The following is a 25590-nucleotide window of genomic DNA, read 5'->3' as shown; positions in this document are numbered from 1 at the left end:
TATGGCCCCTAATTAAGTATGATTAAAGTAAGCTCCACTAATGACAAACTTTACAAGCAGTGTCAAACTGAAATCAAATAAAGGAGAAAATATGCGTAAATCAATATTATTAGGTAGTGCCGCAGCGCTATTGTTTAGTGTGTCGAGCATGGCAGAAAATATTCACTTTCCAGAAGAGTTTGTGCCTCTGCAAGTTGGTGAGCGTGTTATTGAAAGCTCGATATTTAGCCGTGTTGATGACATAGAGCTAGCACCGGGTAGTTATAAATTAAAGCTTAAATACACTGACTTGTATGACCTAGGTTACGACGATCACGAAGTGGTAGAGTCTGAACCATTTTGGGTAAATGTAACTATTGAGGCGGGTAAAGATTATATTTTAGAGTTTAATCGTGCCAAAAATGCGGTTGCGGCTAAAGTATTTGCACAGTCGCCACAAGTAAGCTTAAAAGCAAAAGGAAGTGCACTGGCTGCGCCATTAAGTGTAATTTCTAATGCCCAGCTTACAAACACTGTGCCAGTACAGCAAGTTAGTAATACAACGGCAATGGCAACAAGCGCCAGCGAAGTAAGTAAACTCGTTGCACCTATTAATGGTAAGGGCATGCCCAGCGCAGCAGCAATGCTCGACTTTTGGTGGCAACAAGCAACCCCAGCTCAACAACAAGCCTTTTTAGAAAAAGTAACCAAGTAGCTTTTATGCAATTAAAAAGGGCCGAATGTCGGCCCTTTTTGTATTTTAAACACTCGCTTATTAAGCTCGTTATTATTTGAATAATTTATTCAAATAATGCGTCTATAGTGCCATGTGCTAGTGGGTGATAACCCGGGCGTGCTTTTAAGTACACGCTTTGTGCCCAGTCTTTTTTGCCGTTATCAATAAGTGACTTATAAAGCGGGACAATTAGCTTACGACGACCAATACTGGTTAAGTGCTTATCAAGCGCCGGATAAATTGGCTGGTAGCCATTACCTACCGCTAGCATAAACCAAGCAAATGCACTCTCAGCGTTAGTTGATTGCGTTAAGTTATACGCAGTATCAAGCTCGCTCATATGTGTTTGGCTTAAATCGCGCGGTAAGTTATTTAAAAAGTGCAACCATTCATGCACCGACCAATTAGCTGTAGGCAATTGCGCTGCTGTGATATCGCCATTTAACCAAGTAGCTGTTGCTGTATCTACTTTATCAAAAGCATCTGATGTTGGATTAGGTGTATCGCTTGGTAAACCTGGCGCAAAAATCCATTCATTTACTTTATCCATGCTCACAATACCAGGGTACTTATCAATTAAGTTAGCTTTTAGGTAAGTAACAAATTGTGCAGTGGTTAAAGATTTAAAGGCAAATTCGTTAAAGTAAGTTTTTACAAAGGCGTCAAACTTATCGCGGCCATATTTTTCTTCTAGGTAAATTAAGAATAACTGCCCTTTGGTATAAGGTACAGAGCTAAACGCATCATCAGGATCGCGGCCATTAAGCTTTAAGTTAAGGCGCGTGTCTGGTGCATCAAGCGTTTTAATTTGGGCGCGAATACCTGCTGCATCAAGGGCTTGTTCCATTACTGCGCGGTCGCGACCAAATACTTCTTCCATAATGCGGTTTTCAACGTACGAGGTAAAACCTTCGTTTAACCATAAATCTTCCCAGGTTGCATTGGTAACTAAGTTACCAGACCAAGAATGAGCAAGCTCATGTGCAATTAGATTTACTAAGCTTTTGTCGCCTGCAACCACGGTTGGGGTAATAAACGAAAGGCGTGGGTTTTCCATGCCACCAAACGGAAAACTTGGCGGTAGCATAAGTAAGTCGTAACGACCCCATGCATAATCGCCGTAAAGTGCGTTAGTTTTATCGATCATCGCTTGGGTGTCGTTAAATTCGGCAACTGAAGCATCTAAAATAGTTGGCTCAGCAAAAATACCGGTTTGATGCGACATTGCTTTAAATTCTAAATTACCTGCGCCAATAGCAATTAAGTAAGGCGAAATAGCTTGTGGCATATCAAAAATATAGTCGCCATCTTTATAAAGTGCGTCTTTATTGTCGGCACTCATTACCGCACGTATATCTTTAGGGGTATGAATGCGCGCTGAGTACGTTACTCGCATTGCTGGCGTGTCTTGTACTGGGATCCAGCTACGTGCATGAATTGCTTGCGATTGGCTGTACATAAACGGGTGTGTTTTGCTGGCTGTTTGCTCTGGTGTTAACCATTGTAGGCCAGACGCTTCAGGGCGGCTATTATAGTAAATACGTACTTTTGGCGCTTGGCTTTTAAAAGTAATAGTTAATTTTGAGCCTTTAACATCATCGCGTGTTGCTAAACTAAATTTAGCTTTATGCCATGTGCCGTTTTGCGTTTGATACATTACTTTATCAATATCTAAATCGCGAGTATCGAGCACTAGAGTTTTACTGTTGTTATTTTGCCATTCTAGGGTGTGCTCAACAAAACCTTCTAATTGCTTGTCGGCAAAGTCGACATCTAAATCAAGGTTTAAATGCGTAGTAATAACGTCATTAAGATTAGCATACGAGTTTTGATCTATAGCATTGGCCATTGCTTGTGAGCACATACCAGCCATAACTAGGCTTAAAAAAAGAGGTGTGATTTTCATAATTACCCTGAACACAAATAAATAAGTGTTGGTTTTATATCATGATTGGCGAGGCGGGTTGAGCAATTTTTACATTCAGATGCGCTATTTGCGACAATGCGTTAAACTAACGCGATTAGTTACCGGTATATTTAGAGAGCTTTGTGGCGCACTCATTACAAACGTTACATACATTTGCATTAACCAGCCAATGCCAACAATTTGTTAAAATTAATAACCTAGAGCAGCTTAAAACGCAAAGCTTTAAGCCCCCATTTTGCCTATTAGGCGAGGGCAGTAATACGGTATTTTTAAATGATTACACCGGTACTGTTATTAAAATGGCAACTCAAGGTGTACAAATAAAAGAGCGCGCAAACGATTACTTAATTAGCGTGGCCGCTGGCGAAAACTGGCATCAACTAGTCAGCGAGCTGTTGACTAAAAACATTCCCGGGCTTGAAAACCTAGCGCTTATTCCCGGTACTGTGGGTGCTGCGCCGGTGCAAAATATTGGTGCCTACGGAGTTGAATTGGCTAAATTTGTAGAGTCGGTTGAGTATTTTGATATAGCAAACAAAACCTTTAATACCTTAAATAATGCGCAATGTGAATTTGGCTATCGCGATTCTATTTTTAAACACGCGTTAAAAAATAAAGCGGTGATCACTACTGTGCATTTAGCCTTGCCTAAAAAGTGGCAGCCGGTATTGAGTTATGGACCGCTGCAGCAACTTGCAGCCGTTACGCCACAAGCGGTATTTGAGCAAGTAATAGCAACACGTAACAGCAAATTGCCCAATCCTTATACCTTACCTAATGCAGGTAGTTTTTTTAAAAACCCCATTATTACTAATCAATGTTTAGCTACCTTATTAACAACCTTTGCAGATTTACCGCATTATAAACACGGTGCAAAGCACCATAAAGTGGCTGCGGGTTGGCTAATAGAGCAAGCGGGTTTAAAAGGCTACCGCATTGCAGGTATTGAGGTACATAAACAACAAGCCCTAGTGCTAGTAAATTACGGCCAAAGCCAAGGAAGCGATTTAATTGCGATGATTAAACATATTCAACACAGCGTATTTTCTCGTTACAACATTATGTTAGAGCACGAAGTACGCTTAATTAATAACAATAGTGAATGCCATATTACAGCGGAGCCAACGCCATGAAAGCACCCGATGGAAATAAACTCGCCATTTTAAATGCCCTCAATCAAGGTGGTTTTATTTCAGGGCAGGTATTAGGCGAGCAACTGGGTATTAGCCGCGCAGCTATTAGTAAGCATATTAAAAGCTTACAAGAAATGGGCTTAGATATTTTTAAGGTAACTGGTAAAGGTTACAGCTTAAATAGCCAAGTCGGACTGTTAAACCAAGCGCAAATACAACAACACTATCAAGCGTTAGGTGCAACTACCGCCAAAGTAGAAGTACACCCCATAATAGACTCCACTAATAGTGAGCTAATGCGCCGCATACAAGCAAAAACTGAGCTTGAATCGGGTACTGTTATTGTGGCCGAAATGCAGCAGTTGGGGCGTGGGCGTCGGGGCCGGGTTTGGCAGTCGCCATTTGGAGCCAACTTATATTATAGTTACTTTTGGCGCTTAGATGATGGCATACAAGCCGCTATGGGCGTATCTATAGTGGTTGGCTTAGCTGTATATGATGCTATTAAAGCGCTATACAACATAGAAGTAGAGCTAAAATGGCCTAACGATATTTACCTCAATAAACAAAAGCTCGCTGGCGTATTAGTTGAGCTCGACGCGCAACCGCAAGGTCCTTGTCAGTTAGTTATAGGCATAGGTATTAACTTACAAATGCCAGAGAGCTTTAGTCAGCACATTGATCAAGCATGGACTGATTTAAGTCAACATACGCAGCAGCTTAATAAAAATCAGTTGGTTGCCTCGCTTACTTATTATTTAGAGCAGCGTTTAGAGCAGTATAGTGAAAGCGGTTTACAGAGCATGCATCAGCAATGGAATGCTTTAAATGCATTTGCTGGTGAATGTGTAGAGCTAAATACCGGACATCGTAGTTGGCGCGGAATATGTGAGGGAATAGACTCACAAGGCGGAATTCGTATTCGCCAAGATGGTGAAGTAAAAAGCTATTACGGCGGCGAAATTTCGCTCAGAAAGGCGCAACTATGAAATTACTCATAGATGTAGGCAATACTTCACTTAAAGCTAAGCTGTGGCAAAACGAGCAAGTTCAAGCATGTGATTTAAATAATTTACCTTGGCATGCAATTACACACGTTATTTATGCTTGCGTAGGGCGCAGTGAGCTACTTAATGCTATTTTAGCGCAAGCCGCCTTTAATAGTATTAGCTGCTTTGAAGCTAAAGTAACTAAAACGCTAGGCGGGCTCACCTGTGCTTACGAGCACTTTAATAATTTAGGCATAGATAGATGGCTGGCACTTATTGCAAGCTTTACCTTGTATCCAAATAAGGCCTGCATAGTTGTTGATGCCGGTACGGCTACCACAATTGATGTACTCAATAGTGACGGGCAGCACTTAGGTGGCTGGATTTTACCTGGCCTTGATTTAATGACCTGCTCGTTAACACAAAATACCCAGCGCGTTTTTGATGATGAAAATACGCCATTTACTAATCAGCTGGGAAAAAACACCCCAAACGGTTTAAAAAATGGTGCCTTGGTTGCCACCATAGGGGCAATTAACCAAGCTAAACCTTATTTAAATGATAAAAATACGCAAATTATTTTTGCCGGTGGTTATGGGGCGTTATTACAACAGCAATTCAAAGAGAGTATTTTTGATCCAATGTTGGTTATTAAAGGCTTAAATTATTGGTATGAATTAGATGAAAATAGCAATAAATTATAAAAAAGCCGGTTTTTGCCTGAATTGTGAGCATTTAGACAATAAATTCTCATTTATTTTAATTTTATAGTTGCATCCCAATAAAGCTTACTCTAATATCTCGCCCCGTACTAAAGCAGTGCCGACTTAGCTCAGCTGGTAGAGCAACTGACTTGTAATCAGTAGGTCAACCGTTCGACTCGGTTAGTCGGCACCACTTTCCTTTTTACCGAAAGTGCATTAGTAAAGAATTATCGTGGAGGGGTTCCCGAGCGGCCAAAGGGATCAGACTGTAAATCTGACGGCTCAGCCTTCGCTGGTTCGAATCCAGCTCCCTCCACCACTTTATTCTTGACGGTTAGAGGTATTTTAAGAACAGGTTCCTAACGCGGGCATCGTATAATGGCTATTACCTCAGCCTTCCAAGCTGATGATGCGGGTTCGATTCCCGCTGCCCGCTCCAGTTTATGGTGATGCTGATATAGCTCAGTTGGTAGAGCGCACCCTTGGTAAGGGTGAGGTCGGCAGTTCGACTCTGCCTATCAGCACCAGTTTTAAGAACCTCCTTAAGCGCTTCCTTTATCTGTCAGAAAAAACTATTTGAAATTTGAAAAAATCAACTTAATCTACCTATGGTGGATTATTTTCATATGTAATATAGATACACAAAACTGATAGGTTCCGTCATGGCAAAAGCAAAGTTTGAACGCGTAAAACCGCATGTTAACGTAGGTACAATTGGCCACGTTGACCACGGTAAAACTACATTAACTGCAGCAATCACTAACGTACTTGCAAAAGTATACGGCGGTGTTGCTAAAGATTTCGCATCAATCGACAACGCTCCAGAAGAGCGCGAGCGCGGTATCACAATTTCAACGTCTCACGTTGAATACGATACGCCTACTCGTCACTACGCACACGTAGATTGTCCTGGTCACGCCGATTATGTTAAAAACATGATCACTGGTGCTGCTCAAATGGACGGTGCTATTTTAGTAGTAGCTGCGACTGATGGTCCTATGCCACAAACACGTGAGCACATCCTACTTTCTCGCCAAGTTGGCGTTCCTTACATCATCGTGTTCATGAACAAATGTGACATGGTTGATGACGAAGAGCTACTTGAGCTAGTAGAAATGGAAGTTCGTGAACTTCTTTCAGAATACGATTTCCCAGGTGATGACTTACCACTAATTCAAGGTTCAGCACTTAAAGCGCTTGAAGGCGAGAAAGAGTGGGAAGATAAGATTGTTGAGCTTGCAAACGCACTTGATTCTTACATTCCAGAGCCAGAGCGTGACATCGATAAAGCATTCATCATGCCTATCGAAGACGTTTTCTCAATCCAAGGCCGTGGTACTGTTGTAACTGGTCGTGTTGAAGCAGGTATTATCCGCATCAACGACGAGATTGAAATTGTTGGTATCCGTGATACAACTAAGTCAATCTGTACTGGTGTTGAAATGTTCCGTAAACTGCTTGACGAAGGTCGTGCTGGTGAGAACATTGGTGCACTTTTACGTGGTACTAAGCGTGAAGACGTTGAACGTGGTCAAGTACTAGCTAAGCCTGGTTCAATCAAGCCACACACTACTTTTGAATCAGAAGTATACGTACTTTCAAAAGATGAAGGTGGTCGTCATACTCCATTCTTCAAAGGTTACCGTCCACAGTTCTACTTCCGTACAACAGACGTAACTGGTGACGTACAGTTACCAGAAGGCGTAGAAATGGTAATGCCTGGTGATAACGTTAAGATGACTGTAACGCTAATCGCGCCAATCGCGATGGACGAAGGTCTTCGTTTCGCTATCCGTGAAGGTGGCCGTACTGTAGGTGCTGGTGTTGTAGCAACTATCGTAGAGTAATAGTTAGCCTAGCTAATTAATACTAAAAAAACCCGAGCTTAGCCTCGGGTTTTTTAATGTCTGCAATTTACTTCATGTGAAGGTGGCGCTCTTACCTTAGGGGTAGGTGCTTTGTAGCAACGTTCAACGAGTAATAATTAGCCTAGCTAATTAATACGAAAAAAACCGAGCTTAGCGTCGGGCTTTTTAATGTCTCAAGAAAAATACAGGTTTCAGGTATTAGGTGCGAGGCTTCAGGCAGAGCAAAGCGGTATTAATTTGATCATCGTAGCATGGGTTGAGTTTTATCGAACTCAGAGGATAAAGCATGAAGGTAGCGCACTTACTTAGGCATCGGTGCTTTGTAGCAACTATCGTAGAGTAATCATTAGTTGTAATGCATTAAGCATTAATAAAACCCGAGCTCAGTCTCGGTTTTTTTATGCCTGAGGTAAAGTGTAATTATTAATGTTATCGCTGTAACAAAGTAGGAGTATGAACTTAGTTAGTAACCAGCATTCTTACGTAATTCATCAAGCATGTCTTGGTTACCCATCATTTCGTCAAGCGTTGCCCTGACTGCATTGTCAGAGGTATTGTCATAAACTGAAAGTAGATGTTGCGCCATTTGCTTTGTATAGCCATCTTGTTTATTTTGAGCTTGGTAGTATTGCGCCATCAACCCTTGTGCAGCTAAGCGACGGATATAATCATTCGTGTCTTGCTCTAACAAGTTTGTAAATTGCTCTGCAAGGCGGTAATCAAGTACCGGTGTTTGAGTTGATAGCTCAACAGCTTGAATTTTAAATTTTTCGTTACTACTGTTGTTCGCTAAATTTAAAATGTTACCTACTACTTCATAGTCATACTCGGGCATAGTAGATTTATTTAGAATATACATATTCATTTGCAGTTGGCTCAGTGCAGCTAACCTATTTAAATCAGAGATGCTTGGATCTAAAGTTTGCTCTCTTAATTGAGAGTTTATTTGTTTAGCATAATCAGGTTCTGATTTGATCCTTAAATCATAGTCTTCTGGTAAGTCTGCATAAAAGCTATAAAGAGGATTTTGCTCACGTCGTTTTTCATCTTCTTGCTGCTGTTTTTCCTCTAGTACGCCAAGAACAAGTTCCTTAAATTCGTCGGTATCTTGTTCTTGATAAGAGCCATTAGCGTGCAGTGTTAAGTTTGCTACTTTGCGTTGTAGCGAACTTACTTTCTTGCTTAGTTCGTCAATTAAGGCTTCATTTGATTGCTGATATTCTGCAGGAGTACTATTAGAAACTGTGGGGCTTAGCTGTTGCTTGGGTTTATTAAGTGAACTGGGCTGATCTTTAAAAAATGTTCCGTAGCATGAAATTACCAAGGCAAGTGTTGCTATAGTAATCGCAATAGTTCCTTTGTTTATAGTCATAAAATAATCTGCCTCTAAAATGGGTAATTCATCTGTTTTCGAAATATAAGTCTGTTAAAAAATGTGTTAAACGAGGATGAAATATACGGGTTAATTAAGAAGGCGGGGCGTGAGTGGCAAAATACGGTGTTTAAATTGGCTATAAGCGCTAGACCTAAGCCTAGCGCGTAAAGCTTAATGCGATTTTGCGTATTGCTCAGCTTGCTTCCACACTCTTAGTGTATTACCGCTTAAAATCTTTTTAATATCGGTGTCGCTGTAACCTCTGTCCATCAAACCTTGAACTAGGTTAGGGTAGCTAGACACATCTTTTAAGCCGATAGGCAGTGAGTCACCTACACCGTCGTAATCAGAGCCAATACCAACATGCTCGATACCAATTAACTTCACAACGTGATCAATATGATCAAGCACTTGCTCTAAGCTTGCAAATGGGTAGGGGTTTTTAGCGCGATATGCAGCATCAAAATCATTACTTAATTTGGTGCCTTCTTTTTTTGCAGACTCTTTTGTACTTTTTAGCTGCTTGCCCCAACTACCTGCTTTAGCAGTAACAAAGCTTGAGCCAAAGTTAATTTGAATAACCCCGCCATTCTTTTTCAGCACCAGTAGCATGTCGTCATTCATATTACGCTCAAAACCGGGTGTGTATTTGCGTAGCGATGAATGCGAAGCTATAACGGGTGTTTTAGAGAGTTCTATTACCTGATAAAACGCATCATCAGAAATGTGCGAAACGTCGATTAACATGCCAATGTTGTTCATTTCAGTAACTAGCTTTTTACCAAAAGGGCTTAAGCCTTTCCATTTACGGCGAATGTCGTATGACGAGTCAGAAATATGATTGCTTTGCGAATGAGCAAGGGTAATATAACGCACACCACGGTCGAAAAAGTGTTGTAGATTTTTCATATCACCTTCAATAGGTGAGCCATTTTCCATGCCCATAGCAATCGAAAGCTTACCTTGCTTAAACTGCTCTTCTATATCGGCAGTTGAGCTGGCAATTGCAAATTTGTCGGGTGCACGTTGTGCGATTGCTTCCATACTATCAATAAGTAAATTAGCAAGTTGATAGCTTTTACCTTTGCCTTCAAATTCTAAGTGAGCAGGAATGTAAATCGACATAAATGGGGCATTTAAACCGCCTTGTATAGCACGAGGGTAGTCAAAGTCACCATCGTCGGTGGCTTTGGTAACGTCGGCCCATTTGTCGTGTAGACGGTAAGGTACATCAATATGGGTATCAATTAAAATTGTGTCTTTTGCCAGCTTAATTGCTTTATCTGATGCGGTTATTGTTGTTGCATTGGCTTGACTACTTAATGCTAGTGATATGGCTACCACTAGAGTGCTGAGTTTTATCATTTTATGGCTCTTTGGGTAAAAAGCCATTGTGTACTTTCAATACAAAAGTTACAAGTGCTACAAAGTTAACTGTATCTAATCAAACGATTGTGCCTGATGCTCTTCACTTTGCAGCGCTTTAAATTCACCTTTGGAAATGATAGTTACCGACTCATGTAGTTCTGAGAAAAATACCATAGCTTCACCACTTTTAAGCTGCAGCTTTACTTGGTTTACTTTCGATTCAATACTGGCTTCTACTTCGCCATAATCAGTGCCTTCGCGCAGTACATAGCTTTCTATTAGGTTGTATAAGGTGTCTTTATCAAGTTGCTCGTAAGGAATGATCATACTGACTCTTTGTTGGTTTTATTTAATACATATTGGCCAAAATAACTTGGCACCGCTTGCTCTAACCAAAATACCGGCTTAAATGGATTTTTACCGCTAATAAAGCCCACATGCCCGCCTTTTTCAGAGATGCGCAGCGTAACATGCTCACTCACATCTTGCCTACTTGGTACGGCCTTTATAGAGAGCATAGGATCGTCTTTGGCATGAATAATTAATGTTGGCACCGCTATATGTTTTAAATATGGCATAGCACTGGCTTGGCGGTAATAATCATGTGCATTTTCAAAGCCGTGTAAAGGCGCGGTAAGTTGATTATCAAACTCTAACAAGTCGTCAATTTCCATTAATTGATCGGTAGTTATCGATATTTGCTGCTTAATTTGTGGCAATTTACGCTGCATTGATTTTTTCATGCGATCGAGTAAATATTTTTGATAAATTTTACCTAAACTTTTTCGAATAACATCCGATGATGCCGATAAATCATAAGGTGCAGATACCAGTGCTGCTGCACTTAGCGGGCATTGTTGCTGTTGCTCGCCTAAATACTTAGCTAATACATTACCACCTAGCGAAAAGCCTACCGCAACTAAAGGTCGGTTTGGATATAGCTGCTTTAAGTGGTTTATAAAAAAGCTTAAGTCGGCTGTATCACCACTGTGATAAGCACGTGGTAAGCGATTTACTTCGGTGGAGCAGTTTCTAAAATGCATAAGCACCACTGCAAAACCTTGCTTTTTTAAGGCTTTCATCATGCCTTTGGCATAAAAGCTATTTATATTGCCTTCAAGTCCATGTAGTACCACAGCAAGAGGAGCCGTTTCGTTATGCGGTAGCGACCAAGCAAGCTCGATAAAGTCACCATCGGGAGTATCAAGTTGCTCCAATTGGTAGCGAGTATGATGAAATGGGCGGAAAAAACGCGGCATTATGGTCTGAACGTGACGATTGGTCATCCACCATGCGGGTTTGAACTTATGGATCATGTTTGTACTACACACTTTGCAATAAACGAGGCGCTAGTGTAGCAAATTTTTCGGCTAGGAAAATAAAAAGCGCCTAATCAGTAAACTGATAGGCGCTTTGTGCGTCGTGCTTAATTTTGGTCAGGAATTTCTGCTTCTTGTACTTTCTTAATAAAGTAGTATACAAAGAAAAGGCACAAGCTAATAACGATCCCCAGAAAACCAAACGATAAGAACAGTACTGGGTCGGTAAAAAAATCTCTGAAGAATACGTCCATAACTTGCCTCCTAATGTCTATGGGTTAATCATAAGCTGGGTTTAGGGATACAGTTATGATCAAGATCAAGTTATTTACCTAAGTGAAATAATGAGCGATATGAAGTTGATTTGGATCATGTTTTGAGAAGAAGGTATTAGGTTTAACAGATGGGTAAAGGGAGCAGGTGAAAACAGCTTTGACCACTGAGAATATAAGGATTAAAGAGGTTTTAATTTTTCCCTATAAAAGCGCAGCGCCTTTTAACCTGTTTGTGTATAAGTCACTTAAAGATCTTTTGCACAAAGAGAAAAGAATGAGCAGTAAAAGAGGGTAGGACTCATAAGTATTGAAATATGCGCGAGCTGTTTTTTCTGGCGCTTTGTACCTAAAAGCTGGCCTTTAAATATAATTCAATATTATTTGGCTCGGTACACTTTACCAATTCACATTCATTTACTGCATTTATTAGCATTTGCTGTTGCTGCTTTTCAAGCTTGAGCTCAGCGCTAAGCAGCTCTTTGCGTATGTTTGCATAGTCAGTAATAGCTTGTTGGTGTACTTTTAAATAACTGCGTGCTGCGCGTAGTTGCTGCATCACGTTATTATCGAGCTCATTAACAACTTGTGTTAATACTCCAAGCTGCTGACTATTTACAACTAAGTTTAGTGAATCTAAATACAAGAGTAATAAACACAAATTAACGTTTTTACCTTGCTGGTTTTGTAACTCCAGCAAGGTTTGTTGTTGCACTGGCTTGGCGTACAAAGTGCAGGAAAATTGCCAAAAATGGTCGCTATTGAGCAAGTTCATCGGCGAACGCCTGCTCTTTTTGTTCCATTTCGTCTAGCGCCATAAGGAGCGCTTCTTCAATGTCGTTAAGCTTAGGTGTAAGTGTGGCTTGCTTGGCTAGTAACTCTTTTAGCTTGGCTTTATTGTCATCAGAATATAGCTCGTTATCACCTAATGCTACTTCAACCTCATTGAGCTCTGCAGCGTATTTGTCGAGTTGCTTTTCGAGCTTTTCAATTTGTTTTTTAAGCGGTTGCGTGGCTTTTCTAAATTCGGCCTCAAGGCGTTTTTGCTCTTTACGGTTAATACCTGAATTAGCTTTTACTTCGTCACTTTGCTCTGTTTTAGTCGCTTCTTTATTGGCGTTAAGCAGCCATTGGTAATACGCATCTAAGTCGTAACCAAATTGAGTTACTTTGCCGTCATCTACTAAGTAAAATTCATCGGCGGTGTTTTTAAGCATATGGCGGTCGTGCGATACAGTAACCATAGCGCCCTCAAAGCCTTGCAGTGCCATAACAAGTGCATGGCGCATTTCTAAATCAAGGTGGTTGGTTGGCTCATCGAGTAGTAATAAATTTGGCTTTTGATATACCAGCATGGCAAGTACTAAACGTGCTTTCTCGCCCCCCGAAAAGGGTGCTACTGGCTCAAGCGCTTTATCACCAATAAAGGCAAATCCGCCTAAAAAATCACGCAGTGATTGCTCAGTAGCCTTTGGGTTAAGTCGTTGTATATGTGTTATTGCATTGGCTTTTAAATCAAGAGATTCAAGTTGATGCTGCGCAAAATAACCAATATTTAGCCCATGGTGCTGAATAACTTCGCCAGCTTGAGGCTCTAAATCACCCGAAAGCAGTTTAATTAGCGTTGATTTACCCGCGCCATTTCGGCCAAGTAAAGCAATGCGGCTGCCTGGTACTAAGTTTAATTCTATATTATTTAAAATGGTGACATCACCATATCCCGCTTTGGCTTTATCTATTGTCATTAGTGGGTTTGGTAATGCTTTTGGCTCGGCAAACTCAAAGTTAAATGGCGAGTCGGCATGTGCTGGAGCTAATTTTTCCATACGCTCAAGTGCTTTCACGCGGCTTTGTGCTTGCTTAGCTTTACTGGCTTTTGCTTTAAAGCGAGTTATAAACTGTTCTAGATGAGCAATTTGCTCTTGTTGCTTATCAAACATGGCTTGCTGCTGTAGCATGCGCTCGGCCTTTTGACGCTCAAACTGCGAGTAGTTGCCTTTGTACACGTTGATAAGTTGTTTATCTATATGCCAAATTTGATCAACTACGGCATCTAAAAACTCACGGTCATGCGATATCAGCACTAAAGTTCCAGTATAAGCACGTAAAAAACGTTCAAGCCAATATACTGCGTCTAAATCAAGGTGGTTAGTGGGCTCATCAAGTAATAACAGGTCGGCATCGCGAATAAGCGCTTGGGCTAAATTTAAGCGCATACGCCAGCCACCCGAAAATGAACTTACCGGGTTTTCTATTAAGTTATTAGCAAAGCCTAAACCATGTAATAGCTCACCAGCGGTTGATTCAATGCTGTAGCCTTTAATGTTTTCAAGCTGAATATGTATTTTAGCTTGTGCGTCGCCATCGTTAGCTTGCTCGGCTTCACGCAGTGCAATACGCATGGCGTAATACTGCGGATGACCTTGTAGTACATAGTCTATTGCGCTTATTTCCAGTGCGGGAGTTTCTTGTTTTACTGACGCTATAGACCAGTCTTTAGGTATAGTAAAGTTACCGCCATCGAGCTGTAGCTCTGCTTTGAGGAGGCTAAATAGGGTTGATTTACCACAACCATTAGCGCCTACTAGGCCTACTTTATGCTCTGGAAATAACGTAGCAGATGCATTTTTTAATAAAGCTTTACCGCCACGAAGAAGTTCTATTTCTGAGATTTGGATCATAAATGCGTTACTTTACTGTGCCCTAATTGAATTGCCAATATGATAACACGGATCGTATTGGGCATATCAACCGTATCAACGCATCACGTAATACGATAAAATAACATTAGGTCAAACTGTGGGAAAAATCTCGTGAAACAAAAAAAGCGATTTATAGCTGGGGCAACATGTCCTGAATGTAAAGCCATGGATAGGTTAATGCTTTACAAAGAGCATGATGTAGAAAAAGTAGAATGTGTAGAGTGCGGCCATAAAATGGCACAGCCAGAACAGGCTGTGCAGGCGTCAACACGCCAGTTTGAACAAGTTATAGGCGTGTTTAAACCAGGAGATTAAATCCTTTGCTGCATAGCTGCATATTAATAATGTGGCGGTGGTGGCTCAGGTTCGTTTGACATCATCGATGATGATGACTGCGATTCTTTAATTTTTTCAGCCAGTAGCTCTGTTTGGCGTTTCATTTTTGCCAACAGCTGCTGGTGAACTTTTATTTCGTCATTTAAAATATCAATTGTTTCGTCTTGAAAAGCCACTTTGGCCTCAAGTTCCATTAAGCGATGTTCAATTGTGTTCATTATTCTCTCGTATAATAAATCGCTCTGCGATACCGCTGGAGCTTTCGGTTAATAACGACCTGCCGTTATCTGTAAATGTTACATCGAGCACCACGGCCGATTTAGGCTTACTGCCTTCGCGTGGTGTCACTTGCCAAGTTTGAATTTTTTCACCGCTCGATATTTGCCATAAATCAATGCGTTTATTAGGCGACCCAGTTGCTAGCAAATCACCTTGATCGTTAAAGCGTACCGCCGTAAAAATTTTCTGACGCGCAATATACTTCAGTTTACTTACAAGATCACCTGTAGTCAGCTTCCATACATTTGCTTGTGCCATACTGTCGGCCGTAAATGCATAGCGACCTTGTGGGTCAAGCGTAACTTGAGTAACACGAGTAGGGTGGTTAAAGCGATGAATCACTTGCCCTGTACGCGTATCCCAAAAGTAAGCAACGTAATCGTTTGAACCACTTAAAGCATAGCGCCCGTTAGGGGCAAGATCGACCGTGTTTACTTTTTCTTGGTGGCCTAAAAACTCAATACGGCGGCCAGTTTCAAGGTTAATAAACACCACTACGCCATCGCTGCGCCCGTATAGTACGCTACGGCCTTGGTTGCTTATAGCAATATCGCGAATACTGGATTTTTGTATTTTGTAGTAACCTTTATTTTCGCCGGTGGCAATATCCCATACCGCAAAGGTGGTTTTTTCGGCGGTAACAGCCACACTGTTGTCAAAAGCGATCGCAACGGCATAAACCAAGCTATCTTGGGCTTGTTGCTGAAACCATTGGTATTTAAGTGCTTGCTGTTGATTATCCCACAGCGCGACCCCATGGTTAATGGAGGAGACTAAGCTGTATTTACCATCATGCGATAGCGCCGATGAAAACGCGCCTTGTGCAGCATGTTCATAACTGGCAACAGCTTGTTGTTTTTCATCACTACAGGCGATGGCCGATAAACAGCAAAACACGATAAAAAAAGTACGAAATAACGGCATATTACAAGCATTTCCTCTTAACTCTTAGTGATTGAGAGGTTAGACTAGGTCTCGTTGAAGGCCTAGGTTGTTTGTCTAATCACTGGATATGTTTTTAGTTTAGCTAACAACGTAAATTTTAGTTATTAAACAAGCAGCCTATCATGTAGGTCGTTAATCTTTAACTAGTAATAATACAATAAATGGCAACTGCAAAGTGTGTCGGAGATTTAAAATGAAAAAGACGATTAAATTGTCATTGATTGCAGCGTCAGTTTTAGCGCTTACAGCATGTAATCAAGAAGCAAAAAAAGAGCAAGCTGAAGTTAAACTAGACACTGTAGCGCAGCAACAAGCATACGGTATTGGCGCATCGGTAGGTAACTTTTTAAATAAAGACTTAGCCGATAAAAAAGAAATTGGTATTGAACTAGACCAAGCGCTGTTAATTCGTGGTTTTGAAGATGCACTTGCTGGTAATGCAAAAATTGACGAAGAAAAAATTCGCGAAGTATTAACTGAGTTAGATACATCAGTGCGTACTAAGCAGGAAGCACAAGCAAAAGTAGAGTCTGAAAAAAGCAAAGAAGCGGGTGTAAAATACCTAGCTGATAACGCTAAAAAAGAAGGCGTTACTGTTACTGAGTCTGGCTTACAGTACGAAGTGATTACTCAAGGTGATGGCGAAAAACCAGCTGCAACTGATGTAGTTAAAGTACATTATAAAGGCACACTTTTAGATGGCACTGAATTTGATAGCTCATATTCACGTAACGAGCCAACAACTTTCCCTCTTAACCGTGTAATTACTGGTTGGACTGAAGGTTTACAACTTATGCCTGTTGGTTCTAAATATAAATTTACAATTCCTTCTGAGCTAGCTTATGGCGACCGTGATTTAGGTAAAATTCCTGCTAATTCAACACTTGTATTTGAAGTGGAATTATTAGAAATTCAAAACGATGCAGATGCTGCAGCAGCAGAGTAAATAAGAGATAAGCTAAAAATAATTTAGCCTACATATACAAAAAGGGACTTTAAGTCCCTTTTTTAATGCCTAAATAACGGTGCGCTTGTTAATCCGTATGATTAGCAAATAAGTTATCAATAAGCTCATCTTCTAGCGCAAAGCGCGCTTCAAGTGCTTCACCAAGAACAGATAAGTCATTGTCAAAGCCTACTAGTAAATCTTCTTTATCAACTTCAGCGTATTTATCGTTAAAATCTAGCGCAATGTCGGTGGTATCTGTTATTTTTGGGTAAATAGCATTTGCTAGCAATTGGCTTTCTGGGCCTTTACTTTCACAAGCCTTAGCAATGTCATCGTATATTTCAAAGTGACCGGCAGATAAGTAATCCATTAAAATTTGGCAAAACGTTTCAATTTGTTGTGGTTCAGGCAGGGCATGATCTTTTTTATCAGAAGGTGAAAACCCAGCTAGCTTACAATAAAGCACAATGAGGCGTTGTCGCTCGTTTAGCCATTTATCAATTACAGTATGGCTACCCCCCCACTTTTGTTGAGCATTTTCTACACGCGTCAGCATAATCGTTCTCCTAAGCTGGGTTGGTTTTTTAGTTAAAAGTAAAAATTGTTTATACTTCAAGATATAGTTAATTGATGTGTATATCAACTAGTAAAATAGATGATCTAGAAGCAGTTTATTTTATTTGTAGGGAATTGATAATTTATTGCAGGCAAGAAAAAACCACCTGTTACGGTGGCTTAATTTTTTTCTATGGCTTGTTATAACAAGCTTTCTTATTTTTATTAGAAGATTTTTGTTATTGTTATTTTAAAACTTTTATTTTTATTGTTTTAAGATTTTTATTATTGTTTTTGTTAACGCGGGATAAACAATACCAAGGATTTAAGTATGTTGCAAACATATTAATGAAAAGTTTTAATTGTTGCTACTGTTTGCTTGTTTAATAGTCAAAAACAGTTAAAAACTCAAAACATCTTGATCTACCTCCTGTTGCTGTCAATTTAATCGCTTAGCGATAGAGAGGTAATGAATATGGTGGTACAATCTTGCTCAATTTCTATAAGCATTAGGATTATTTTACGCTATGAGCGAATTAAAAAACGACCGTTATTTACGTGCACTTGCAAAACAACCTGTTGATGTAACTCCAGTATGGATGATGCGCCAAGCAGGACGCTATTTACCAGAATACCGTGCTACACGTGCACAAGCGGGCGATTTTATGAGCCTGTGTAGAAATGCTGAGCTTGCTTGCGAAGTAACACTACAACCATTACGCCGCTACCCGTTAGATGCCGCTATTTTATTTAGTGATATTTTAACCATTCCAGATGCTATGGGCTTAGGTCTGTACTTTGAAACGGGTGAAGGTCCAAAGTTCGAGCGTCCAATTTCATCGCTTGCCGATGTTAAAAAAATTCCTAAGCTAGATCCAAACGACGATCTTGGTTATGTAATGAATGCGGTTAGTACTATTCGTCGTGAACTAAAAGGCGAAGTACCATTAATTGGTTTTTCGGGTTCACCGTGGACGTTAGCGACTTATATGGTTGAAGGCGGCAGCAGCAAAGTATTTGGCAAAATTAAAAAAATGGCATTTGCAGAGCCGCAAACGCTACATTTATTACTCGATAAACTAGCTGATTCGGTTATCGATTACTTAAATGCGCAAATTAAAGCTGGTGCACAATCGTTAATGGTGTTTGACTCATGGGGCGGTGTATTAAGCCCGCGCGACTACAATGAGTTTTCATTGCAGTACATGCACAAAATTGTTGATGGTTTAATTCGTGAATACGATGGCCGTAGAGTACCAGTTACTTTGTTTACTAAAAATGGTGGCCAATGGATTGAAGCAATTGCAGCAACTGGTTGTGATGCTATCGGCCTTGATTGGACCATTAATATTAGCGATGCTAAGCGCCGTGTAGGCGACAAAGTAGCATTACAAGGTAACATGGACCCGTCAATGCTGCACGGTACGCCAGAGCGTATTCGTCAAGAAGTAGCGACTATTTTAGAAGACTTTGGCACAGGTAATGGCCACGTATTTAACCTTGGCCATGGTATTACACCAGATGTAGACCCTGAAAATGCGGGTGTGTTTATTAATGCCGTGCATGAGTTCAGTGCTAAATACCATAAGTAATTAATACCAAATAAAGTACTGAGTGTTTAGTGTGTTACTTTACTGCATGCTAAACAACAAAAAGCCCGCTTACTATTTTTAGTAAGCGGGCTTTTTAATAGGGCGTGTTTGGCACTTATGTGTCGTTATTGCCTATTTATCAAATAACCGCATTACATAGGTTATTCTTAGCTTAAAAGCTTTATTTAAATAAGCGATTTAATCCATTTAACGCTGCAACTCGGTAGGCTTCAGCCATAGTTGGGTAGTTAAAAGTGGTATTTACAAAGTATTCAATATTATTGCCGCCATTTTTTTGCTCCATTATGGCTTGGCCAATGTGGACAATTTCTGAGGCGCGCTCACCAAAGCAATGTACACCCAGTACTTCTTTGGTTTCTGTATGAAATAATATTTTTAAAGTACCCACTTCAGTACCCGCAATTTGCGCACGCGCAAGGTGTTTAAATTGCGCACGACCTACTTCATACGGAACTTTAGCAGCAGTAAGTTGCTGCTCGGTTTTACCTACTGAGCTCATTTCAGGAATAGTATAAATACCCGCTGGAATATCAATAATCAGTTTTTCATCACAGTTGCCACAGGAAATTGCATCAGCTGCAATACGGCCTTGGTCAAATGCGGCACTCGCTAGGCTTGGGTAACCAATCACATCGCCTACAGCGTATACGTTGTCAATTTCGGTTTGATAGGTTTCGTTTACTTTTAACTGGCCACGGCTATCAGGTTTTAAGCCAATTGCTTCAAGGTTAAGCTTGTCGGTATTACCGGTGCGGCCATTAGCAAACAAAATACAGTCAGCTTTTACGCGTTTACCCGATTTTAAATGCATAATTACACAGTCATCACGGGTTTCAATATGATCAAACTCTTCGTTATGACGAATTACAATACCGCTATTCCAAAAGTGATAACTCAGCGCGTCAGATATTTCTGTGTCCATAAAGGCAAGTAGGCGGTCGCGAGTGTTAACTAAATCAACTTTGGCACCTAAGCCTTTAAAAATAGAGGCATACTCACAACCAATTACACCCGCACCATAAATAAGTACGCGATGTGGGTCGTGGGTTAACCCTAAAATAGTATCGCTGTCGTAAATACGAGAATGGGTAAAGTCTACTTCTGGCGGACGGTATGGGCGCGAACCTGTAGCAATAACAATAGTCTTGGCCGTTAAACGCTCAGTTGAACCATCTTGGCGAGTTACTTCAACTGTATGTTTATCAATAAAACGCGCGTCACCTTGAAACATTTGAATACGGTTACGGTCGTAAAAACTGCTACGTAAATTAGACTGCTTAGAAATAACTGAGCTGGCATGGCGTAAAATGTCAGGAAAAGTGAGTCGAGCAAGTCGATCACCGGTATTAAATAAAGGGTTTGTTTTATATTCTATATAACGGCTAACCGAGTGACGTAGGGCTTTAGAGGGAATGGTTCCCCAATGTACACAGCCCCCACCTACGGCTTCGTGGCGTTCAATAACAGCCACTTTTTTGTTATTTTTTGAAAGGTTCATAGCGGTACCTTCACCGCCAGGACCCGTGCCAATAATTACTGCATCATATTGGTATGTCACGGGTGTTTTTTTCTTTTCTGGTTGTTTGGCCACAGCCACTCCTATATTAACTAAAAGAGGCTTTTAATAACCTCGCATTAAGTGCTAGCCATGCCTGTTTCTGATTTTCCCAGGCGGCTTCCAGCTCATGGTATTGTGCCATTAATGCTGAACGTTCACACTGCTTTGCCATGTTATTTTTTTTAACTTCTAACACTTGTTTTTGTAGTGAACAATAATTTTGCAGTTTTTTCAGCAATAAATCATATTCTTGTTGTAATAATGTAAGCTTATCTTGTGCTAAAGGCAATTTTGCAAGACGAACTTGTGTTTTGCTCATTAAAGTTTCGGCCTTGGCTTTTTCAATGCGTTCAACCGGTGTGCGCTTTAGTTTACTGGCTAAACCAAGGGCAGCTAACGAGCGAATAACCCATTTAGTGGGGTCATAATGAAACCACCTAATGCCGTTACGGTAATCACTGGCAAAAATATGATGAAAGTTATGATACCCCTCGCCATATGTAAATAGGGCTAAAAAGCCGTTGTCGCGGGCGGTATTTTTTTCGGTGTACGGACGAGAGCCCCAAATATGGGCTACCGAATTAATAAAAAAGGTAAAGTGCTGACTAAGTACTAAGCGCAGTAAACCGGCAAGTAATAACATGCCCCATACATCGCCAACTAGTAATCCTAGCGTAAGAGGTAGGCCTACATTCATTAAAAGAGCTAACTTTAAATAATGTTTGTGTTGCCACATTACAATTTTATTGCGTTGTAAATCGCGACAGTTACTGTAATCGCCGTAGCTATCAGCTTGATAGTCACGTAACATCCAGCCAATATGGCTATACCAAAAACCATTGGTTGCGGCATAAGGGTCTTTTATTGGGTCGTCAACTTGGCCGTGATGCACACGGTGGTCGCTGCTCCAATGTAGTGCACTGTTTTGCAGTGCAAATGCACCGCCTAAGGCAAACACAAACTCAACCGCCGGATGGGCGTTATAGGTTTTATGCGCCCACAATCTGTGGTAACCGGCAGTAATTGATAAGCCTGCATAAAACATGCAGCCGACAAAGGCAATCCAGTGGGCACTAGAAAATCCGTAGTTAATACCATACCAAGGCACAAGCGTTATCGCGGCCAAAAAAGTAAGGCTAAAAAATAGGACGTTGGTCCAAATAAGTGGTGGTTTGTTCATAATTCTCTATCTCAGCGTACAACTGTAAGCTAAAATAATATTTCAAACTCTTGGCGTCAAGTATTAGACTGAGTAATTAAACTATTTTAATCAAAATTTGCTATAAATTCATTCAGGGAGCTGTTGATGTCGGGTGTTAGAGCGCAACAGAAACAAAAAACACGACAAGCGTTAATTGAGGCGGCATTTAATCAGTTGAGTGCCGATCATAGCTTTTCAAACTTAAGTTTACGCGAAGTTGCGCGTGAAGCCGGTATTGCACCAACTTCTTTCTATCGACATTTTAAAGATATGAACGAACTGGGTTTAACCATGGTTGATGAAGCGGGTTTAACCCTGCGTCAACTTATGCGCCAAGCGCGCCGACGCATTGCCAGCGGTGGTAGCGTAATAAATACTTCGGTGGTGACCTTTATGGAGTTTATTGACAACTCGAGTAATCAATTTAGGTTATTACTGCGCGAACGATCTGGTACTTCAAAAGCGTTTAGAGCGGCGGTAGCACGCGAAGTTAAGCACTTTATTTTAGAGTTGGCGCACTACCTAGAAAGCGAAACAAAATGCGATGCCACCCATGCGTATATTCAATCTGAAGCCATGGTAACACTGGTATTTAATGCTGGAGCAGAAGCGCTTGATTTAGAGGGCTTACAACGCGATGAGTTAGTAGAGCGTGTTATTTGGCAATTGCGCTACATTACTCGTGGTGCAACGCATTATGTGCGAGAAACAAATAAAGAGATTTAAACAGAGTAAAAAGTTAATCTAAGCACTGTGCTTTACAGTGCTTAGTAATTTAAGCACTTTGCGGTGCTTTATTGTTAAAAAACCTCACCAAACCTTTCTTTAGTGCATAATTATTTCCGTTTAAAGCGATGTTAAATACAAAAATTAGAATTTTTATGCTTGCACCTTGTGCATGGTAATGTTAAAAATAAGCCTCACTCGACACAAATAAGAAAGCAAGATGCATATTATTCGTTTAATTACACTAAAACTGAACCTCTTACTGCTATGGCAAGTGAGCGGGGATTAGTGTGTTTGCATTGAGCTAAACATAAAAAACCCCGCACTTGCGGGGTTTTTTTTATCTCGCGGTAGGATAAGTTAACAATAAATAGCATTGGAATGAGAGGCTGTTATGCAAGACCAAGATAAAGTATGGATTTTTGATACCACATTACGTGATGGTGAGCAGGCGCTTAAAGCAAGCCTTACCGAAGATGATAAAATTCAGCTAGCGCACACCATTAGTCGCTTAAATGTAGATGTAATGGAAGTGGGTTTTCCGGTATCGAGCCCAGCAGATTTTCGCTCCGTGCAGCGTATTGCTACCGAGGTTAAAGGGCCAATTATTTGTGGCCTAGCGCGCTCAGTTGCTAAAGACATTGAAGCATGTGGCGAAGCACTTCGTAACGCGCAGCAAAGTCGAATTCATACTTTTATTGCTACCAGTCCTTTGCACCTTGAGCACAAGTTACGCATGAGCTTAGACGATGCCACTGCTATGGCAGTTAAATCAATTAAATTAGCACGTAACTATACCGATGATGTGGAGTTTTCGTGTGAGGACGCCGGACGTACACCGCATTGGGATTTATGCCGCATTGTAGAGCAGGCAATTAAAGCCGGTGCTTCTACTATTAATTTACCCGATACAGTTGGCTTTGTAACGCCGGGCGAATACGCAGGCATGATCCGTCATTTAATGAACAATGTGCCAAATATTGATAAAGCACGCTTAAGTGTGCATTGCCATAACGATTTAGGCTTAGCTGTTGCCAACTCTATTGCTGCTGTGCAAGCGGGTGCTCGCCAAATTGAGTGTACTATTAACGGCATTGGTGAACGTGCGGGTAACTGCTCACTTGAAGAAGTGGCAATGATCATGAAAATGCGCAAAGACCACTTAAACGTGTATACCGATATTAAAAGTGAAGAAATTTATCGCGCATCTCGCCAAGTGGCTAAAATTTGTAATATGCCAGTACAGCCTAATAAAGCCATTGTGGGCGAGAACGCCTTTGCACACAGCTCAGGTATACATCAAGACGGTGTATTAAAAGCGCAAAATACCTACGAAATCATGTCGCCAGAAAGTGTGGGTGTACCGAGCAACCAATTAAATATGACTTCACGCTCTGGACGCCATGTTATTGAACATCGCTTAGAAGAATTAGGCTATCAAAAGTCTGATTATGATATGGATAGTCTATACGAAAGTTTTATAGCCTTGGCTGATCAAAAAGGTACTGTATACGATTACGACCTTGAAGCGATGATTTACTTTAATCAAATTAACGACAAAGACGAAAAGTACCAATTAGAGTTTGTTAACTCGGTATCTAACTCACAATCGGTAGCCAGCTCTACTATTGGCATGTTGATAGATGGCGAAGCTAAACAAGAAGCAGCAACGGGGAATGGCCCAGTTGAAGCCTCTTTTGCTGCTATTGAGCGCTTAACCGGAATGAGCGTAGAAATGATTGAGTATAACTTAGAAGCCACAGGCCAAGGTGCAAGTTCACTTGGGCAGGTAAACATTATTGCTAAATTTAACGGCCGCCCTTATCACGGTGCGGGCATAGCAGCAGATGTGGTAGAAGCGTCGGTACGCGCTATGGTTCGTGTTTATAATTTAATTTATCGCGCACAAAAAGTGTCTGATTTAAAACAACAAAGGAAAGCAGGATGAGTAAAACAAACTACAGTGTAGCCGTATTAGCGGGTGATGGTATTGGCCCAGAAATAATGGCAGCAGCAGAGCAAGTACTGGATGCAGTGAGCAATAAGTTTGGTTTTACTCTAAACCGCGAACACCATGCAATTGGTGGGGCAGCCATCGATAAGCATGGAAAAGCCTTACCACAAAGTACAGTTACAGCCTGTGAAAATGCCGATGCTATTTTATTTGGTGCTGTTGGTGGTCCAAAGTGGGAACATTTACCGCCCGATGAGCAACCTGAGCGTGGATCACTGTTACCACTGCGTAAACACTTTGGCTTGTTTTGTAATTTACGCCCAGCGCAATTATTGCCAGCACTAAGCACCGCATCGCCACTACGCGCTGATATTAGCGAGCAAGGCTTTGACATTTTGTGTGTACGTGAGCTAACCGGTGGCATTTATTTTGGTGAAAAAGGGCGCAGCGGCGAAGGCGAAAATGAATCAGCATTCGATACGCAAAGATACTCACGTAAAGAAATAGAACTTATTGCACGTTTTGCCTTTGAAGCCGCAAAACTGCGTAGTAGCCATGTTACTTCGGTTGATAAAGCCAACGTTTTAGCATCAAGCGTACTATGGCGCGAAGTTGTTACCGAAGTAAGTAAAGACTACCCAGAAGTAAAACTTGATTATATTTACGTAGATAACGCAGCAATGCAGCTTGTAAAACAACCAAGCCAGTTTGATGTATTACTGTGCGATAACTTATTTGGCGATATTTTGTCTGATGAGTGCGCGATGATCACCGGCTCTATGGGGTTATTACCATCGGCTAGTTTGAACCAGTCGGGCTTTGGTTTATACGAGCCAGCCGGTGGCTCAGCCCCCGATATTGCAGGTAAAGGCGTGGCAAATCCGATTGCACAAATTTTAAGTGCCGCACTAATGCTGCGTTACTCATTGGGCCAAGACGAAGCTGCACGCACCATTGAAAAAGCAGTAGCTGAAGCCGTTGCAGCGGGCGTAGGTACGCCAGATATATTTCCAAACGCTGGCTATACCACCAATGATGTTGCTGCAGCGATTGTTGCGCGCATTTAACTAAAAACACATTTTAATGCCGCAGTTCCGTTAGG

The 25590-nt window shown here is 41.0% G+C and carries 23 protein-coding genes and 4 tRNA genes; 15 read left to right on the top strand and 12 right to left on the bottom strand.

Annotation, left to right across the window (positions count from 1 at the left end):
* The first annotated feature begins 91 nt into the window (after nt 1–91).
* Nucleotides 92–694: a DUF2057 family protein gene (locus AAEY55_RS05670; protein WP_192531583.1), complete on the top strand. Its 603-nt coding sequence runs from the start codon at nt 92–94 to the stop codon at nt 692–694.
* Nucleotides 695–779: 85 nt separating this feature from the next.
* Here AAEY55_RS05670 and AAEY55_RS05665 read toward each other — a convergent pair whose 3' ends face one another.
* On the bottom strand, nt 780–2621 hold the full coding sequence (locus AAEY55_RS05665) for a M1 family metallopeptidase (protein WP_350550434.1): 1842 nt from the start codon (nt 2619–2621) through the stop codon (nt 780–782).
* 143 nt (nt 2622–2764) lie between these two features.
* Between AAEY55_RS05665 and murB the strand changes: the two genes are divergently transcribed.
* The 8 genes from murB to tuf all read left to right on the top strand — a co-directional run bounded on the left by murB (nt 2765) and on the right by tuf (nt 7315).
* Nucleotides 2765–3775 (top strand): UDP-N-acetylmuramate dehydrogenase, encoded by a 1011-nt coding sequence (gene murB / locus AAEY55_RS05660; RefSeq protein WP_350550431.1) that lies wholly within the window; start codon nt 2765–2767, stop codon nt 3773–3775.
* Nucleotides 3772–4764 carry a bifunctional biotin--[acetyl-CoA-carboxylase] ligase/biotin operon repressor BirA gene (birA, locus tag AAEY55_RS05655; protein WP_179807643.1) on the top strand — a complete coding sequence of 331 codons (993 nt, stop codon included), beginning with the start codon at nt 3772–3774 and terminating at the stop codon, nt 4762–4764. The genes murB and birA overlap by 4 nt, the downstream gene beginning before the upstream one ends.
* Nucleotides 4761–5468: a pantothenate kinase gene (locus AAEY55_RS05650; protein WP_179807642.1), complete on the top strand. Its 708-nt coding sequence runs from the start codon at nt 4761–4763 to the stop codon at nt 5466–5468. Before birA ends, AAEY55_RS05650 begins: the two co-directional genes overlap by 4 nt.
* 117 nt (nt 5469–5585) lie before the next feature.
* Nucleotides 5586–5661: transfer RNA gene (locus AAEY55_RS05645), tRNA-Thr, on the top strand.
* A 41-nt stretch (nt 5662–5702) separates the two neighbouring features.
* Nucleotides 5703–5787, top strand: a tRNA-Tyr gene (locus AAEY55_RS05640).
* Between the two features lie 45 nt (nt 5788–5832).
* Nucleotides 5833–5907, top strand: a tRNA-Gly gene (locus AAEY55_RS05635).
* Nucleotides 5908–5919: 12 nt separating this feature from the next.
* A tRNA-Thr gene (locus tag AAEY55_RS05630) sits at nt 5920–5995 on the top strand.
* 135 nt (nt 5996–6130) lie between these two features.
* Nucleotides 6131–7315 carry an elongation factor Tu gene (tuf, locus tag AAEY55_RS05625; protein ID WP_350550427.1) on the top strand — a complete coding sequence of 395 codons (1185 nt, stop codon included), beginning with the start codon at nt 6131–6133 and terminating at the stop codon, nt 7313–7315.
* Nucleotides 7316–7799: 484 nt separating this feature from the next.
* Here the strand turns inward: tuf and AAEY55_RS05620 are convergent, their stop codons facing one another.
* The 6 genes from AAEY55_RS05620 to AAEY55_RS05595 form a co-directional block, all read right to left on the bottom strand.
* The gene (locus tag AAEY55_RS05620) at nt 7800–8708 is read right to left on the bottom strand and encodes a hypothetical protein (RefSeq protein ID WP_350550424.1); all 909 of its coding nucleotides are present in this window, start codon (nt 8706–8708) and stop codon (nt 7800–7802) included.
* Between the two features lie 174 nt (nt 8709–8882).
* The gene (locus AAEY55_RS05615; RefSeq protein ID WP_350550421.1) at nt 8883–10076 is read right to left on the bottom strand and encodes a dipeptidase; all 1194 of its coding nucleotides are present in this window, start codon (nt 10074–10076) and stop codon (nt 8883–8885) included.
* A gap of 75 nt (nt 10077–10151) precedes the next feature.
* The gene (locus tag AAEY55_RS05610) at nt 10152–10406 is read right to left on the bottom strand and encodes a YheU family protein (protein ID WP_011329536.1); all 255 of its coding nucleotides are present in this window, start codon (nt 10404–10406) and stop codon (nt 10152–10154) included.
* Nucleotides 10403–11395: a hydrolase gene (locus AAEY55_RS05605; RefSeq protein WP_011329535.1), complete on the bottom strand. Its 993-nt coding sequence runs from the start codon at nt 11393–11395 to the stop codon at nt 10403–10405. Before AAEY55_RS05605 ends, AAEY55_RS05610 begins: the two co-directional genes overlap by 4 nt.
* A 624-nt stretch (nt 11396–12019) precedes the next feature.
* Nucleotides 12020–12445, bottom strand: a complete 426-nt coding sequence (locus tag AAEY55_RS05600; RefSeq protein ID WP_179807947.1) for a TIGR02444 family protein — start codon at nt 12443–12445, stop codon at nt 12020–12022.
* The gene (locus tag AAEY55_RS05595; RefSeq protein WP_089368872.1) at nt 12429–14351 is read right to left on the bottom strand and encodes an ATP-binding cassette domain-containing protein; all 1923 of its coding nucleotides are present in this window, start codon (nt 14349–14351) and stop codon (nt 12429–12431) included. Before AAEY55_RS05595 ends, AAEY55_RS05600 begins: the two co-directional genes overlap by 17 nt.
* Before the next feature lie 132 nt (nt 14352–14483).
* Between AAEY55_RS05595 and AAEY55_RS05590 the strand changes: the two genes are divergently transcribed.
* Complete coding sequence (locus AAEY55_RS05590; protein ID WP_041454614.1) at nt 14484–14687, top strand: YheV family putative zinc ribbon protein; 204 nt, start codon at nt 14484–14486, stop codon at nt 14685–14687.
* Nucleotides 14688–14710: 23 nt separating this feature from the next.
* Here AAEY55_RS05590 and AAEY55_RS05585 read toward each other — a convergent pair whose 3' ends face one another.
* Together AAEY55_RS05585 and AAEY55_RS05580 are read right to left on the bottom strand one after the other, a co-directional pair.
* Nucleotides 14711–14926: a SlyX family protein gene (locus tag AAEY55_RS05585; protein WP_011329530.1), complete on the bottom strand. Its 216-nt coding sequence runs from the start codon at nt 14924–14926 to the stop codon at nt 14711–14713.
* Complete coding sequence (locus AAEY55_RS05580) at nt 14913–15911, bottom strand: WD40 repeat domain-containing protein (protein ID WP_011329529.1); 999 nt, start codon at nt 15909–15911, stop codon at nt 14913–14915. Before AAEY55_RS05580 ends, AAEY55_RS05585 begins: the two co-directional genes overlap by 14 nt.
* 214 nt (nt 15912–16125) lie before the next feature.
* Here AAEY55_RS05580 and fkpA point away from each other — a divergent pair, with 214 nt between their 5' ends.
* Nucleotides 16126–16878, top strand: coding sequence for an FKBP-type peptidyl-prolyl cis-trans isomerase (gene fkpA, locus AAEY55_RS05575; protein ID WP_350550416.1), 753 nt, complete (start codon nt 16126–16128; stop codon nt 16876–16878).
* A gap of 88 nt (nt 16879–16966) precedes the next feature.
* Here the strand turns inward: fkpA and AAEY55_RS05570 are convergent, their stop codons facing one another.
* On the bottom strand, nt 16967–17437 hold the full coding sequence (locus tag AAEY55_RS05570; RefSeq protein ID WP_011329527.1) for an Rsd/AlgQ family anti-sigma factor: 471 nt from the start codon (nt 17435–17437) through the stop codon (nt 16967–16969).
* Between the two features lie 526 nt (nt 17438–17963).
* Between AAEY55_RS05570 and hemE the strand changes: the two genes are divergently transcribed.
* Nucleotides 17964–19028 carry a uroporphyrinogen decarboxylase gene (hemE, locus tag AAEY55_RS05565; protein WP_058374381.1) on the top strand — a complete coding sequence of 355 codons (1065 nt, stop codon included), beginning with the start codon at nt 17964–17966 and terminating at the stop codon, nt 19026–19028.
* A 181-nt stretch (nt 19029–19209) separates the two neighbouring features.
* Here hemE and sthA read toward each other — a convergent pair whose 3' ends face one another.
* The gene (gene sthA / locus AAEY55_RS05560) at nt 19210–20640 is read right to left on the bottom strand and encodes a Si-specific NAD(P)(+) transhydrogenase (protein WP_172459241.1); all 1431 of its coding nucleotides are present in this window, start codon (nt 20638–20640) and stop codon (nt 19210–19212) included.
* Between the two features lie 13 nt (nt 20641–20653).
* Complete coding sequence (locus AAEY55_RS05555; RefSeq protein ID WP_011329524.1) at nt 20654–21787, bottom strand: fatty acid desaturase; 1134 nt, start codon at nt 21785–21787, stop codon at nt 20654–20656.
* 126 nt (nt 21788–21913) lie between these two features.
* On the opposite strand from AAEY55_RS05555, the gene fabR reads away from it, so the two are divergent.
* The 3 genes from fabR to leuB all read left to right on the top strand — a co-directional run bounded on the left by fabR (nt 21914) and on the right by leuB (nt 25555).
* Complete coding sequence (fabR, locus tag AAEY55_RS05550) at nt 21914–22534, top strand: HTH-type transcriptional repressor FabR (protein WP_011329523.1); 621 nt, start codon at nt 21914–21916, stop codon at nt 22532–22534.
* Between the two features lie 394 nt (nt 22535–22928).
* A complete protein-coding gene (leuA, locus tag AAEY55_RS05545) occupies nt 22929–24482 on the top strand; it encodes a 2-isopropylmalate synthase (protein WP_350550412.1) in 1554 nt (517 codons plus the stop codon).
* Entirely contained in the window at nt 24479–25555 is a 1077-nt protein-coding gene (gene leuB / locus AAEY55_RS05540) for a 3-isopropylmalate dehydrogenase (protein WP_350550409.1), read from the top strand. The genes leuA and leuB overlap by 4 nt, the downstream gene beginning before the upstream one ends.
* Nucleotides 25556–25590 lie beyond the last annotated feature (35 nt).

Origin of the sequence: Pseudoalteromonas sp. 120-MNA-CIBAN-0494, assembly GCF_040308885.1 — a bacterium.
Lineage (GTDB): Bacteria > Pseudomonadota > Gammaproteobacteria > Enterobacterales > Alteromonadaceae > Pseudoalteromonas > Pseudoalteromonas nigrifaciens.
The sequence above is the reverse complement of the archived record's forward strand: the minus strand, read 5'-3'. Positions and strand labels throughout refer to the sequence as shown.